Annotated in this window: 15 protein-coding genes; 9 read left to right on the forward strand and 6 right to left on the reverse strand. The window is 58.7% G+C overall.

All coding sequences use genetic code 11. The annotated features are described in order from the left end of the window. Window positions 1-5: 5 nt before the first annotated feature. The 4 genes from ACI0FG_RS15480 to ACI0FG_RS15495 all read left to right on the forward strand — a co-directional run bounded on the left by ACI0FG_RS15480 (window position 6) and on the right by ACI0FG_RS15495 (window position 3,476). On the forward strand, window positions 6-545 hold the full coding sequence (locus tag ACI0FG_RS15480) for a 3'-5' exonuclease (protein ID WP_419785902.1): 540 nt from the start codon (window positions 6-8) through the stop codon (window positions 543-545). Further along, window positions 545-1,315 carry a precorrin-4 C(11)-methyltransferase gene (cobM, locus tag ACI0FG_RS15485; protein ID WP_419785903.1) on the forward strand — a complete coding sequence of 257 codons (771 nt, stop codon included), beginning with the start codon at window positions 545-547 and terminating at the stop codon, window positions 1,313-1,315. The genes ACI0FG_RS15480 and cobM overlap by 1 nt, the downstream gene beginning before the upstream one ends. A gap of 172 nt (window positions 1,316-1,487) precedes the next feature. After that, window positions 1,488-3,044 carry a GNAT family N-acetyltransferase gene (locus ACI0FG_RS15490; RefSeq protein WP_419785904.1) on the forward strand — a complete coding sequence of 519 codons (1,557 nt, stop codon included), beginning with the start codon at window positions 1,488-1,490 and terminating at the stop codon, window positions 3,042-3,044. 36 nt (window positions 3,045-3,080) lie between these two features. Then, window positions 3,081-3,476 carry a secondary thiamine-phosphate synthase enzyme YjbQ gene (locus tag ACI0FG_RS15495; protein ID WP_419785905.1) on the forward strand — a complete coding sequence of 132 codons (396 nt, stop codon included), beginning with the start codon at window positions 3,081-3,083 and terminating at the stop codon, window positions 3,474-3,476. A gap of 64 nt (window positions 3,477-3,540) precedes the next feature. Here ACI0FG_RS15495 and ACI0FG_RS15500 read toward each other — a convergent pair whose 3' ends face one another. Continuing rightward, window positions 3,541-4,686, reverse strand: a complete 1,146-nt coding sequence (locus ACI0FG_RS15500) for a threonine synthase (RefSeq protein WP_419785906.1) — start codon at window positions 4,684-4,686, stop codon at window positions 3,541-3,543. A 1-nt stretch (window position 4,687) separates the two neighbouring features. Then, window positions 4,688-5,068, reverse strand: a complete 381-nt coding sequence (locus tag ACI0FG_RS15505; RefSeq protein ID WP_419785907.1) for a RidA family protein — start codon at window positions 5,066-5,068, stop codon at window positions 4,688-4,690. 317 nt (window positions 5,069-5,385) lie between these two features. Between ACI0FG_RS15505 and ACI0FG_RS15510 the strand changes: the two genes are divergently transcribed. Continuing rightward, entirely contained in the window at window positions 5,386-5,682 is a 297-nt protein-coding gene (locus ACI0FG_RS15510; RefSeq protein WP_419785908.1) for a hypothetical protein, read from the forward strand. A gap of 82 nt (window positions 5,683-5,764) precedes the next feature. Here the strand turns inward: ACI0FG_RS15510 and ACI0FG_RS15515 are convergent, their stop codons facing one another. Next, window positions 5,765-6,142, reverse strand: a complete 378-nt coding sequence (locus ACI0FG_RS15515; protein ID WP_419785909.1) for a hypothetical protein — start codon at window positions 6,140-6,142, stop codon at window positions 5,765-5,767. 56 nt (window positions 6,143-6,198) lie between these two features. Continuing rightward, window positions 6,199-6,651, reverse strand: a complete 453-nt coding sequence (locus ACI0FG_RS15520) for an iron-sulfur cluster assembly scaffold protein (protein WP_419785910.1) — start codon at window positions 6,649-6,651, stop codon at window positions 6,199-6,201. Window positions 6,652-6,988: 337 nt separating this feature from the next. Between ACI0FG_RS15520 and ACI0FG_RS15525 the strand changes: the two genes are divergently transcribed. Next, window positions 6,989-8,227, forward strand: coding sequence for an OprD family outer membrane porin (locus tag ACI0FG_RS15525; RefSeq protein WP_419785911.1), 1,239 nt, complete (start codon window positions 6,989-6,991; stop codon window positions 8,225-8,227). A gap of 134 nt (window positions 8,228-8,361) precedes the next feature. Here the strand turns inward: ACI0FG_RS15525 and ACI0FG_RS15530 are convergent, their stop codons facing one another. Further along, on the reverse strand, window positions 8,362-9,261 hold the full coding sequence (locus ACI0FG_RS15530; RefSeq protein ID WP_419785912.1) for a mechanosensitive ion channel family protein: 900 nt from the start codon (window positions 9,259-9,261) through the stop codon (window positions 8,362-8,364). Between the two features lie 222 nt (window positions 9,262-9,483). On the opposite strand from ACI0FG_RS15530, the gene ACI0FG_RS15535 reads away from it, so the two are divergent. Then, complete coding sequence (locus tag ACI0FG_RS15535) at window positions 9,484-11,421, forward strand: methyl-accepting chemotaxis protein (RefSeq protein ID WP_419785913.1); 1,938 nt, start codon at window positions 9,484-9,486, stop codon at window positions 11,419-11,421. A 124-nt stretch (window positions 11,422-11,545) separates the two neighbouring features. Further along, entirely contained in the window at window positions 11,546-11,710 is a 165-nt protein-coding gene (locus ACI0FG_RS15540) for a bacteriocin (RefSeq protein ID WP_419785914.1), read from the forward strand. A 73-nt stretch (window positions 11,711-11,783) separates the two neighbouring features. Here the strand turns inward: ACI0FG_RS15540 and aldA are convergent, their stop codons facing one another. Further along, window positions 11,784-13,220, reverse strand: a complete 1,437-nt coding sequence (gene aldA / locus ACI0FG_RS15545; RefSeq protein ID WP_419785915.1) for an aldehyde dehydrogenase — start codon at window positions 13,218-13,220, stop codon at window positions 11,784-11,786. Between the two features lie 618 nt (window positions 13,221-13,838). On the opposite strand from aldA, the gene ACI0FG_RS15550 reads away from it, so the two are divergent. Next, the gene (locus ACI0FG_RS15550; RefSeq protein ID WP_419785916.1) at window positions 13,839-14,222 is read left to right on the forward strand and encodes a hypothetical protein; all 384 of its coding nucleotides are present in this window, start codon (window positions 13,839-13,841) and stop codon (window positions 14,220-14,222) included. The last annotated feature ends 164 nt before the right edge of the window (window positions 14,223-14,386 follow it).

Genomic DNA, 14,386 nt, shown 5'->3' on the forward strand with positions numbered 1-14,386 from the left:
GCACCATGGCACCCACTCTCGACGACACACGATTTGTAGCCATTGATTTCGAAACCGCCGACCCCAAACGGGATTCGGCCTGCGCCATCGGGCTGGTGGTGGTGGACAAGGGCGAGATCGTCGCCCGGAACTACCACCTCATCCGCCCCCCGCGCGCCAAGTTCAACCCCTTCTGCGTCCGGGTGCACGGCATCCACTGGGAGGACGTGCGGGACGAGCCGACCTTCGGCGAACTGTGGCCCAAGCTGGAACCGCTCTTTTTCGGTGCGGACTTCCTCTGCGCCCACAACTCGTCCTTTGACAAGTCCGTACTCCAGACCTGCTGCCGGGAGGCCGGTTGCCAGCCTCCCAAGCAACCGTTCCTGTGCACGGTCCAGCTTTCGCGCAAGACCTGGGAGCTGCCTTCCAACAAGCTCAACTGCGTCTGCGACCACCTGGGCATCACCCTGAAGCACCACCACGCCGGTTCCGATGCCGAGGCCTGCGCGCGCATTGCGGTGCAGGGGCTGCGCGACAACCCCGACTATCTGCGCAAGGTGCTCTGATGGCTCGGGTCCACTTCATCGGCGCGGGCCCCGGCGACCCCGAACTGCTGACCGTCAAGGGCAAGCGGCTTATCGAGGAAGCGGCTTTGGTACTCTATGCAGGCTCCTTGGTCCCGCGCGAGGTGGTCGCCTGCGCAAGCAAGGACGCACGCGTGGAGGATTCCGCACCCCTGAACCTGGAAGAGACGCACGCGCTCATGGTCGAGACCGTGCGGACCGGCGGCGATGTGGCCCGCGTGCACACCGGCGACCCGTCGCTCTATGGCGCGATCCGGGAACAGATCGCCCTGCTGGAGCGGGACGGCATCGAATACGACGTGGTGCCGGGCGTGACCGCCGGATTTGCGGCGGCTGCGGCGGCCAAGATTTCCTACACCGTGCCCGAGGTCACCCAGACCCTGATCTTCACCCGGCTGGCGGGCAAGACCCCGGTGCCGGAGGCGGAATCCCTGGACAAGCTGGCGGCCCATGGCGCGGCCCTGTGCATCTACCTCTCGGCGGGCGACCCGGAGGGAGTGCGCGACAAGCTGCTGGCCGGAGGATATGCGCCCGCAACCCGAGTGGTCATGGCCCACCGCGTGGGCTGGCCCGAGGAACGGGTGGTGCGCACGGAGCTTGCCACCTTGGCCGATGCCGCGCGTGAAAACGGCTTCACCCGCCAGACCGTGTTCCTGGTCCTGCCCGGCCAGGGGGACATGGACGACGCGGCCACCAAATCCCTGCTCTATGATGCTGGATTCGCCCACGGATACCGGGATAAGAAAGTGTAGCTCCACCTGTCAGACATACCCGCCCAACAACTTTCAAAACAGGCAATATCCTGCTTGTGTACCGGTTCATCCGGGCATATGAAGCGAAAATCGGGACCAACGCCCGACCTGGACCGGGCAACATCGGCCCGAAGCTTCAACCCGGCCGTCCACGGATGGCAGCGGAGCCTGCATGCGCGCAAAAAAGATTACTGTTCGTCTTTGGAAGGAGACCGACATTCCGGCCATTGTGGAGTGCCACCGGGCCGCCTATCCCGACTATGCGGAGCACTATGACGAGCGCATGTACGGGATGCAATTTGCCGCCTTTCCCGAAGGCCAGATTCTGGCCGAATCGGACGGCAAGGTCATCGGATACGCCACTTCCATCATCGTCCAACTCGACGACAGCATCGACTGGTACCGCTACGAGGAAATCACGGGCGGCGGTTCCTTCAGCACACACACTCCCACGGGCGACACACTCTATGGCGCGGACATCGCGGTCCATCCCGACTACCGGGGCAAGGGTGTGGCGGGCAAAATGTACGTGTACCGCAAGAAGCTCCTGAAGCGGTACAACCTCAGCCGGATGATCGCCCACGGCCGGATCATGAACTACAACGAGTATGCCGGGCGGGTAACGGCCCGGGAATACGTGGATCTGGTGCGTGAGGGACAGATCAAGGACTCCGCCCTGACAGCCCACTATAAGGCGGGCTACCGGGTCAAGGGCGTTTTCCTCGATCTTTTGCCGGACGATTCCAGCCTCAATTATTCGACGTTCCTGGAGATGCCCAACCCGGACTTTCAGCCGGTGCGCCGCAAGATCGCCGGAGCCCCGCTCAAGCGCGCGGTGCGGCAGTTCCGCGTCTGCGCGGCCCAGTACCAGATGCGCAAGATCGCCTCCTGGGAAGAACTGCGCCAGTCCGTGGAATTCTTCGTGGCCACGGCGGATGCATATCACAGCCATTTCCTGGTCATGCCGGAGCTGTTCACGGCCCAGATGTTCAGCACCATGCCCTCCGACTGGGCATCCCGCCGGGCCGTCATGGAGCTGGCGGGCATGGCCGACCTGTACCTGAATATGTTCCGCGAACTGGCCACCTCGTACAACCTGCACATCATCGGCGGGTCGCACCCGATCCTGCGCGACGGCAAGCTCTACAACGTGGCGCACCTGTTCACGCCGTCCGGCAACGTCTACACTCAGGACAAGCTGCACATCACCCCCGGCGAACGCGAGGCATGGGGCATCAATCCGGGTGAAGGGCTGACCGTTTTCCAAACCCCGCTGGGGCGCATCGCCATCCAGGTCTGCTACGACATCGAATTCCCGGAGACAGCGCGACTACTCTCCCTGGCCGGGGCGGAAGTCATCTTCGTCCCCTTCAGCACGGATGAAAAGCGCGCCTACATGCGGGTCCGGGCCACGGCCCAGGCACGGGCCATCGAGAACTCGATCTACACCGTCATCGCCGCCAACGTGGGCAACCTGCACGGGGTGACGACCTACCTGCTCAACTACGGGCAGTCCGCCGTGTTCTCGCCCAGCGACCCGGCATTTCCCATCCCCTCACTCAACGGCGAGGCAGACCCCGGCGTGGAAACCGTGGTCATCGCGGACCTCGACTTCGCCAGCCTTTCCCAGGTAAGGGAATTCGGAAGCGTCCGTCCCCTGCACGAGCGCCGCCCGGACCTCTACGAACTCCGGTCCAAGTCAAAAATCCAGATAGTGCGCACGGAGTAGCTCCGGCTGCGCCCCGCCCCCAGGAGGACTCACCCAATGGAAACACTGCACATCGAGACACACGACCACGAAGAGATGGTGGACATCACCCTGGCGGTCCGACGCGTGATAACCGAAAACGGTTGGACCGACGGTGCGCTCCTGCTCTACTGCCCGCATACCACAGGCGCCATCACGATAAATGAGGGCGCTGACCCGGACGTGGTGCGCGACATCGTCGTCAACCTGCGCAAATTGGTGCCCCACCGAGGCGACTACCACCACGCCGAGGGCAACTCGGACGCGCACATCAAATCATCCATGTTCGGCTGCGACCAGATGGTCATAGTGGAAGGCGGAAACATCCAGCTCGGCACGTGGCAGAAAATCTACTTCTGTGAGTTCGACGGCCCGCGCAACCGCAAGCTATGGGTGAAGTGGCTTGGAGCTTAGGCGGAGACCGAGTTTTTCCAACAGCCTCCGGTCGGGGTAGCTGATTGTACCTCTCCTATTCCTGTTATGGCCGAGTCCCTTTTCCGGCCGCGAGCCCGGCCGCCAGCTTGTGCAGCTTGTCCCCGGCCTTCAGGCCATGGCCGGTGAAGGCGGTGACAATGACTTCGTCTGCCGCGCTCTCTGCCGCGTGGCGGGCCGCTCCGGCGATGATGGCGGCGGAGGTTGGCTCGATGCAGTAGCCCTGCCTGCCCATGGACCGGAATGCGGCGAGGATTTCCTCTTCGTTCACTGTCAGAAAATCACCCCCCGTTGAGCGGACGGCTGCCAGCATCTGCTCACCCCGCTCGGGTTTGGCTATGGCGATGCCTTCGGCCAGGGTCGGCGAGGTGGATACATCCAGGGCGTACTTTGCCCCGGAGGAAAAAGCCGTGGCGAGCGGGGCGCAGCCTGCGGCCTGGACCGCTATCAGGCGTGGCATGGACTGAATCACACCCAACTGCAACAGCTCGGAAAATCCGAGATGCGCGCCGATCAGCAGGGTGCCGTTACCGGCGGGCAGGACCACCGTGTCCGGCGCCTTCCAGCCCAACTGCTCGACAACCTCATAGGCAAAGGTCTTGGTGCCGTGGAAAAAATAGGGGTTGTAGACGTGGCTGGCATAGAAGGTGTCCTGCGCCGCATCCATGCAAGCGGCCGCCGTATCCTCACGACTGCCCGGCACCGGTACGAGGTCCGCGCCATAGAGTTCGATCTGGCCGAGCTTGCCCGGCGAGTTGTCCGCCGGGACAAAGATGCGGCAATGTACCCCGGCCTTGGCGCAATACGCCGCCACGGCACAGCCTGCGTTTCCGGAGGAATCCTCCACAACGTCCGTTATGCCGAGGTGGGTGGCCATGGCTATCATGACCGTGGCACCGCGGTCCTTGTAGGAGCCGGTAGGGAAAAGTTGTTCCTGCTTGACCAGCACCTCCCTTCCGCCGATCTCGACCGGCAGCAGCGGGGTAAAGCCCTCGCCCAGGCTGAGTTCCGCACCGGCCGGGATGGGCAGGGCCTCGCGATACCGCCACAGGGTCGGCGCGCGGGAGGCAATCTTGTCCACAGGCAGCGCCGGGGTGAAATCAAGGTCCAGCAACCCGCCGCAGTCGCAACGCCAGCGGACCGACTCGCCGGGAAACCGCTCACCGCATGTTCTGCATACAAATTCCGCCATCCTATTCCTCCACTGCGGCAACGCACTCAATTTCCACCAGGAATCCATGGTGCAGCTCCCGGGTAGGCACCACGGCCCTTGCGGGTTTGTGGTCGCCGAAAAACTCGGCATAGACCGTATCCACCTGCCCCCACAGGGCAATATCCGAAATATAGCAGGTGCACTTTATCACCCGATTCCGGCTTGATCCCGCAGCCTGCAGCACCGCATCCACATTGGCAAGCGCCTGCCGGGTCTGTTCTTCTATGGGGCCGAGCATTTTTTCGCCGGTCTCCGGTTTCACGGCCAGCATACCCGAGACATAGACAAGTCCGTTATGAATCATCCCCTGTGAATAATGCCCTGCCGGGGCCGCGCATTTCGGCGTGAATACAGACTGCATAATCTTCTCCTCCAAGCTTTTAGGGCGGGCATCAAGTCCCACTTCTCCGTCCACAGGTCCAATGCCTGCCTAGCAAACTCGTCTCGGAACAGGCAAGCGAGAAGCCAGAATCTGCCCTGCCGGACAAAAGAATTCGAAAACACCTATAGAAAACATCATCCTCTTGAGCCTCTTCCATTCTGTGCTATGGAAGGAAAATACCGAATTAAATTCATCTTTTCATTAACCAGAGTGAAGTTTGCCCTATGCCATATTCCTTTGATGTAGAAAAAAAAGAAAACTACGTTCTGCTAATCGCTTCCGAAGCAATCGAATCCATGGACGACTTGCGTTTGCTAGACGCGGCGCTGAGGGAAATCGCAATTCAACACGATTGCCTGCGACTGCTGATTGACGAGCGGGCAGCCCGGAAGGACCTCAACTCCCACGACCTGATCGTTTTTTCGGAATCAAAGAGGATTGACGAACGTCTCTGGCTCCGAATTGCGGTAGTCTACAAGCCGAAAGAGGTCTCCCGGCGTCACTGGATCGAGACGGTTCTCCAGAACCGATTTGTGGCCTACAAACAGTTTTCGTCCATGGACCAAGCCCCCAAATGGCTGCTGGAAAGCTAACGTCCCTTATTTCTTCTGCTCATCCCAGAAAAAAAGGCGGGATAGATTCCCGCCTTTCCAGTTTTTCCAACAAATAAACAGGCTATTGCTTGCCGATGACGTCCACGGCCTTCTCACACAGCGAACGGCCGTCCTCTTCGCTCGGCTCGAAGGGAATGGGGCGGAGCACGCCGTAGCCTTCGCTCTCGTCTTCAAAGGTATCGGGGTCCGTAGCCGTTATCACTGCGGTATTGAACATGGCGTTGGTCATGACCACCGCCTTGACCAGGGCCAGGGGCTTGTGGCCCGGTAAATCCTCGTCCACGATGACCAGGCCGGGCTTGGCGCCTTTGACCTTTGCCAGCGCGGCATCCTCGTTATCCATGACTTCCACAGTCAATTCACCCGTGGCGGCCAAACCTTTGGTAAAAGCTTCCAGAGCTTCGGCGCGGGGCGTGACAATAATACAAGCTATAGGCATGAGCACCTCATTTTTCTCCCCTTTCGGCACCAACCGAGATTGCGGGGGCTGTTCGTTTACTGATTGTTTTTCCGCACCGTCTGTTTGTAATAGTCACCAACCGCCTCCTGCAAGGCATTGGCAGCCAGCCAGGCGCAGTGATGGTCATCGGAGGGGAGGAACTCCGGTCCGCCCAATCCTTCAAGAACGCTTTCTCCGGTAATGGAAATAATGGCGTCGCACGGCTTGTCAACGGCCAGCTCGGCCGCCATGGAGCCGCATATCCGACTGGAGCCGCAGCCGTCGGTGGCAAACCCGGCATCCCGCACGCGGTCATCCTCTATGCGCAGGAATATCCGGATGGTATCGCCGCAGCCGCCGGTGGATGCGCCTTCGTAGTTGGCCCCGGCCGGTTTGCCGTGATGCGGAGGATTGCGCCAGCGCTCAAATCCCGACCGGCCATAGGCCTCAATGGTCTCCTCGTTGATCCTGCCTTGCAGCTCGTTCACGATGTCATCAAAATTACTCATTGTTCACCCGTCTAGTGGACAAGGAACAGGATGGCCGCCGGTGAATACCATTATCAATGTCCTTTTCGTTGGGCAAGGCCGAAACCCGGCATTCATATCGTTCTCACTGCACGCTGCCAGCGAATTCCCGATTTACAAGGATTACATATATTCGCAAATGTTACAGGAAAACATGACGAGAATACATCTTATTTATCTTTATATATTTTTATACATCTTACGGCCTATCAAAATCATGCGATACATTTACTTTCCCCATTATCTTGAGTTAGGGTTTTCACGATCCCCACATACGCGCGGTGCTCTTTCGTCGAAAATCAATGCAAGGATTTTCTCAATGTCTCGATTCCCTCGCCTTTGCCTGCTGATCTGTTTTTCCGTCCTTTCCTTCGCCCTGACCTGTGCGGCGGCGGAGAAACCGATCATTCCAGAAGAATACGGCACTATCTCCGGCCAGTTCCGGACCTACTATTTCACCCAGCGCAACAAGGACACGCGAAAAAGCTTCAACGTCGTCAGGGAATCACTGGCCGTCGGCGGCTACCTCAAATACGAAAGCCCGTGGATTGCCGACCATTTCGGTGCAGGGGTGGCAGGCTATATCTCTGAACCGTTCATCAACACCTTCAACCAGGATGGCCGGGGCGGCACCGGCCTGCTTTCCAGCAGGAATCAGGGAATCCATGCGCTGGGCGAGGCCTACCTCAAGGCCCGCTACGCCCAGAGCGAGGCCCGCGTCTGGCGGCAGCGCATCGATACCCCGTTCATCAACAGCGACGACAGCCGTATGCTGCCCAAAACCTTCGAGGCATACGGCATCAAGTCCAAGGACGTGGAAAATCTGGAACTCAATTTCTACTGGGTGGACAAGGAGAAAGACCGGGACACAGAACTCTTCAAGCCCATGACGGAAATAGCTGGGATGAACTCCACCCAAGGCGGCGTGCTCATGACCGGGGCGGACTGGCAACCCATGAACAAAATGCCCCTGCGCTTCTGGAACTACTATGCTCCCGACATGGACAACACTTTCTTCACCCAGGCAAAGTACACCTTCGGCGAACCGAAAGACATTGCCCTTGAGCTCATGTTCCAGGGGGTGGACCAACGCAGCGTAGGCGAGCAGCTCAGGGGCCGCTACAATGCGGCGGAAGCCGGAATGCAGGGCAAACTCATGTTCAACGGCTTTGACTTCTACCTCGGTGCCAGCAAGGTGGATGGAGCCAGGGGCATCCGCAACTCCTGGGGCACATATCCCTTCTTCAACAACCTGATGGCCTACAATTTCGCCCGGTCGGGCGAAGCTTCGGTACTGGTCGGCGTAGGCTACGACTTTTCCCGGATAGGCTGGAACGGATTCAAGGCCAACATCAAGGCCGCGACCGGCAAGACGCCGGACCAGGGCGTCCACGCCTCCTTCGACCGCAACGAATACAACCTGAACATGGAATACAACTTTGACGGCGCCATGAAGGGGTGGTCCATCCTGAACCGCTGGTCCTATCAGGACGCGGATGAGAATTTGGGCGGCCAGGACGGCTATCAGGTCCGCATGAGGTTGCAGTACAACTTCTAGCAACGGCTGGTTTCCGATCTGATGCGGCAACGGCCCTTCACTTCAGGAAACAATCGGCATACATCCCGCAAAAAGGCCCCCCGGAAGATTCCGGAGGGCTTTTTATACTCTTCGATACACCAACCGCGAGATGACTATTCGTGGCGATGCCTTCCGTGGCGCAGATCCACATAGGACGTATGCGCCGGGATCGACAGTTCGCGAAATGCCTTGGTCAGTCCGATGGCCATATCGCTCTTGAGGCTCCACGCCTCGGCCGGGGAATCGGCCCAGGCCGCTATCCAGCAGATGACGCTCTCCCGCTCCATGCGCATGACCCAGAATTGCGGCTCCTCCTGTGCATTGTGGTACGGGCTCTTCTCGGCCAGATCCACGGCGAGGTTCCGCACTTGATCCAGATCCGCCTCATAGGACACCGAAAATTCCAGATAGGCCCACAACATGGAATCGTTGAGGGTCATATTCACGAATTCCTTGTTCAACATGCGGCTATTCGGAATGACATACCGCTTCCAGTCCCAGGTTTTGATCTTGGTGTGGGTGATGGAGATGTCCTCGACCGTGCCGTACTGCCCGTCCATCATCAGGGTATCGCCAACCCGGAGCTGGCGGGAAAAGCTGATGACGATGCCGGAAATCATGTTCTCCACCAAAGGTCGGGCCGCGATACCCACAACAGCCGTGGTCACGGCGATGAGGATGGAAAGCATGGTGCTGGGCAGCTTGCCCAAAAACGGCAGGGTCAAGGCCGTACACCAGGCTATGAGAACAAGGAGAATCAGGGTACGCCGAATAATGGTGAACCGGGACCGGACCCCCTGAATAATCTGCTGTTGATGGCGGCGCTCCTGTTTGTCGGAAAGGATATCAGTGGATACCGGGGGGTTGATCTCCTGGCCCTGGACCAGATCCTTGATGCGGCTGACCCGCTTTTCCTTGAACGAAGACAGACGGATGTGCAGCCAGAGATAGGCGCACAGGGCAACACCGCTTATGCAGACGAGATAAATGGGAAGACTGACATTGGCAGGCATGAACAATCCAAGGTTTTGCGCGCTCCTTCTACGAGCGTCATTAGTAAGGCAGAGAGTATAACATAGCCGCCCAAAGGGGGAAAACGCAACCTTGCCCGCTCCTTGCGCTGAATTGTGCCAAAAAGTATAATTGCAGCGCTGCCTTTTGTCCGTGATACTTTTCGGATACTGTCAGCCGGAGACCACTCCACTATTACCTGCACCCCCACCGGAGGCGACAATATGACACTCACCCTGACCGTCGGGAAAAAAGTCGGCGGCGGCTTCCTACTCGTAGCCCTGGTAGCCATGCTGCTGGGACTCCTGAACATCTTCTTCCTTTCCGACATCTCGAACTCCATGCGCGGCTATATGCGATGGGGCGACATCGACATGGTCATGAACGAGTCCGTTACCCAGAACGCACTCTTCCTGAATCATGCCATGGTTTCTGTCCGCCTGCGTGGCGAGGAATCCGATTTCACCCATCAGAAAGAGGCCTTTGCCACCATGCGGGAAGGACTTGCCGCGTGGCGGGCCATGCTTGAAGGGCGCCCCGCCCTGCTGGCAGCGGCGGACTCCGTGGGCAAGGATATCGACAAGATGGAAAACGCGGCTGCCCGGTTTACCGTCGCGGCAAGTCATTCCCGCGACGTCCTGGCCCAATGGGACAAGCTGGTGGACAATTCCCTCGCCTTTCTCCTGCACACAATGGAGACAGTCATTGATCCGGCCAAGGAACAAGCCGAGAATCAGGCCAATATTTTCGAGATGGTCCGCTGGGGTGCTGTGGACATGGTCATGAACGAAGCAGTCATAGCCCATGTCCTGGCGCTCAAGACCGAATCGCACGATCTCGCCGCCGACCCCTCGGATGAAAACCGCGCTGCCTATGCCGCAGCCTTGGAATCGGCAAGGAACGGCCTGGCCGAATGGCGGGAGACCCTGACCGGCCTGGATGCCATGCAACAGGCCGCCGACCATATTCAGGCGGACCTGGACCGCTATGCTGCCCTGGGAGAAGCATTCACTGCTTCCACGCAGGAAATGGAGACACTCGGGGCACAGATGGAAACCGCGGAGCACACCCTGCGGCAGACGCTCAACGAAATCATGGAGCGGGTCATAGACCCGGCCAAAGACGCTGCGGCCAACCACGCATCAAGGACCGAAACCCGCGCCTCCCTGCTCACGCTGCTGGCCATCGTCATGGTCCTCATCCTTGCGACGGCCATCGGTTACGCCATCACCCGGACCATTACCCGGCCGCTCCAGGCCGGTGTGCAGTTTGCGGAAAGCATGGCCGAAGGCGATCTGACCGCCGAACTGAAGGTCTCCAACAGCGACGAGACCGGCAGACTGGCAGTGGAACTGCGGCGTATGCGCGACAAGATGCGGGATGTTTTGAGCAAGGTGCATCTGAGCTCGGAAGAAGTCTCCAACGGCAGCCACGAACTTTCCGCCGCATCGGAGGAAATAGCGAAAAACGCCACGGAACAGGCCGCTTCCGTGGAAGAGGTCTCAGCCTCCATGGAGCAGATGGCCGGCGCCATCCGCAGCAATGCTTCCAGCGCAAACGAAACCATGGAACTGGCCGGACGCACGGCTGACAAGGCCAATGACGGCGGCGAGGCTGTCCGCAGCACGGTGGAGGCGATGCGGCAGATTGCCGACAAGATCGCCATAGTCGAAGAGATCGCCCGCCAGACCAATCTGCTGGCCCTCAATGCGGCCATCGAGGCGGCCCGGGCCGGGGAAATGGGCAAGGGATTTGCCGTGGTGGCCGCCGAGGTGCGCCAGTTGGCCGAGCGTAGCGGCAAGGCGGCGCAGGAAATAGGCACGCTCTCGGCGTCCAGCGTGGCCGTGGCGGAACGCGCCGGCAGCCTGCTGGGAGAGATGGTTCCCGACATCAAGAAGACATCGGAAATGATCCAGGAGATTGCCGCGGCGAACAACGAACTCTCCGGCAGCGCCAACCAGATCACCTCGGCCGTGACCCAACTGGACAAGGGCGTGCAGTCCAACGCGGCCGCAGCCGAGGAAATGGCCTCCACCTGCCGCACCCTGACCCAGGCATCGGAAGACCTGACCCAGCATGTTGATTACTTTTGCACGGACTGCGAATGGGACTCGAACACAATGAAGGCGCTCCCGCCGGGTGCTGCCGGGATGAAGGGATAAACATTCCCGTCAATGCGCGAAACTAATTTCGCCCCTCGGCATCCTTGTATGCAAAACGGACACGAGACACGCGGCGAAACGCATTCGAACCGTCCCGCTCAACCTCAATCAAGAGAGAACCACCATGCGGAATACAGAGGAAGAGAAGACCGAAGCAAGCGAAGTGCTGGAACAGCCTGAGACCCGGGATGAACAGCTCAGTGAGGAAGAACTGGATCAAGTCACCGGAGGCCTTGACGTCAATATCAATGGCCTTCCCTCGGACAGACGCAACAACAACCTGTTCTAACCCGCAATAACCCAGACAAAAAAAGGGGCCGTCCGAGACTTCGGACGGCCCCTTCATTTTTATTTCCGAAGGGTTAGTACTGGATGTAGGTGACGTGGGTCTGCAGGTACTCGTAGAGGCCGTGCTTGCCGTCCGCACCGCCGATGCCGGACTTGCGCCAGCCCGCGTGGAAGCCCTGAATGGCTTCGAAGTGCTCGCGGTTGACGTAGGTTTCGCCGAACTTCAGTTCGTTCATGGCGCGCATCATCTTGCGGTAGTCATTGGTGAAGATGGAAGAGGTCAGGCCGTACTCGCAGTCATTGGAGTAGTCCAGGGCCTGGTCGAAATCGTCCACCTTGACCACGGGCAGGACAGGGCCGAAGATTTCCTTCTGGATGATCTCCATGTCCTGGGTGCACCCGGCCAGCAGGGTCGGCTTGTAGAAGAAGCCCGTAGGCATGTCCTCGGGCCGGGAGCCGCCGACCACGACCTCGGCACCGGCAGCCTTGGCGCGGTCCACCATGCCGCCTACCTTTTCCAGCTGGGACTGGTTGATCTGGCAGCTCATGGACGGAGCGGGATCGGCAAACGGGTCGCCGTAGGTCACAGCGGCCATGGCCTTGCCCAGTTTGTCCATGAACTCGTCATAGACCGGCGCTTCCACATAGACGCGCTCGGCGCAGTTGCACACCTGGCCGGAGAAGATGATGCGGGAAGCGACAACGGCGTTGACCGTCAGGTCCATGTCGCAATCCGCGCAGACAATGACCGGGGCCTTGCCGCCCAGCTCCAGCGACGTCTTGGTGATGTTCTCGGCCGAGGCGGTGATGATGCGCTGGCCGGTTTCCACGCTGCCGGTCAGGGTTACCAGGCCGACCTTGGGGCTGCGCACCAGGGTATCACCCAGGGTGGAGCCGGAACCGGAAACGAAGTTCAGCACACCGGCGGGCAGACCGAGACCGGCCACGAGCTTGGCAAAGGCAAAGGTCGTATTGGGGGTCTCGCTGCTCGGCTTGAGGATGATGGTGCAGCCGGTGAGCAGGGCCGGGGCGATCTTGCGCGCCATGACGAAGAACGGGAAGTTCCAGGGGCAGATGCCGACCACCACGCCGATGGGCTGGCGGTAAAGAATGATGTTCTCGGTTGCCCGGTCGCTGGAAATGACCTCACCCTCATACTTGCGGGCCCAGCCTGCATAGTAGTCGAAATACTCGGCAGTGGCGTCGATCTCCACCTGGGCCAGCGGCAGGATCTTGGCCTGTTCCTCGGCCAGAATCTTCGCCAGCTCAACCCGGTTGGCCCGGATCAGCTCGGCCATCTGTTTCAGGTAGGACGCACGCTCCGCGCAGGGACGCGCAGCCCAGGCTTTCTGGGAGTCATAGGCCGCGTTCAGGGCAACCTCGGCATCCGCGGCATTGCCCTTGGGCACGCTGGATACGACTTTCTCGGTAAAGGGATTGATTACCTCAATCCGGTCTCCGGATATGCTGTCGCAAAACTCGCCGTTGATAAACTGCTGGTATTCTTTCACGAATAGAACCTCCTGATTACAGAATGTCGCCGAACGCCCCGCCTACCGCCGCCCGTCCCAACAAGGACAGGCAAGGCAGGGTGTTACGGATTACTATGTGCAATCTGGCATAATCCACCATGTGGTACAAGCGAGGATTATCATGCCGCAACGTACCGCAACGCCGTGCGATAACGGCGACAATCCGTAAAAACGGCCAGTTCCAGTATGGAATATTTCGGCAGGGGATAAAAAAAGCCGCCCCAAGGGGCAAGGCGTTTTCCATAAATGTTGACGATAACGTCTGAAATGAATCGTAACCCCCTGTTTGCTTTGGCAAACAGGGGGTTCTTCTTATGGGTAAAATATTTTCCCAGGTTGCTTACCAACTGGGTTCTTCATGAACGGTATCGTGCCTATGCTGAGTTCGTCTAGCGCCAGGCCATTTTGCGAAAGTCATCGTTGCGGACTTCACCATGGTGGGGGGCGTGCGCCTCGTCTGTCCGGCGAATGGCCCAACAACGGCGGACACATGCTCGTATTGCGATATTTCTGAAATTCCCGTGAGTATTGTGGATTAATGAATAATTAACCAGAAGGTCGAATATGTATTATTCTATTTGAAAAATGGAGACCGGAATGAAGCTCAATAAGACCCAGAGACGGCTACTCTTGGAATTGAAACCAACCTATGCAGGACAGACCGCAAGACCAGATTTGAGCAGAGTCTCGAGGTTTTCTTTCACCGACAAAGAATTACAAAAATACAATGAAACCGGAATATTCCCTGAAAGACTGAGACAAGACGTTACCTACCTCATTGATAAGAAGCTGATCATATCCAGCGGGTTATGCCCGGAATATTCCATTTCAGATAAGGGAATGGACAGCTTAAGTGAGCCGCATTGGATCGTTGCGTCAACGAAGAAGGGAGTACAAAATGCCATAGAGAAATGGACCGTCCATGTCCTTTCTTTTTTTGCTGGAATGGCAGTTCTCAAACTGCTTGAATCTTTACGATAGTCGGCCATAAATTTCTCAGCCTCCCGCTGATACGTGAGACTGTTCGTTTCCGCTTGGTTAATGTGGCTACCCCAAAAAGAGAGCCCCGACTTAGTCGGGGCTCTCTTTTTCAACATTTATAGAAAACGTCTTGCCCAAGGGGCGGCCTTCTCTTTTAACTATTA

The organism is Pseudodesulfovibrio sp. 7M6 (assembly GCF_050058625.1).
In the GTDB taxonomy this organism is placed as follows: Bacteria; Desulfobacterota; Desulfovibrionia; order Desulfovibrionales; family Desulfovibrionaceae; genus Pseudodesulfovibrio; species Pseudodesulfovibrio salinus.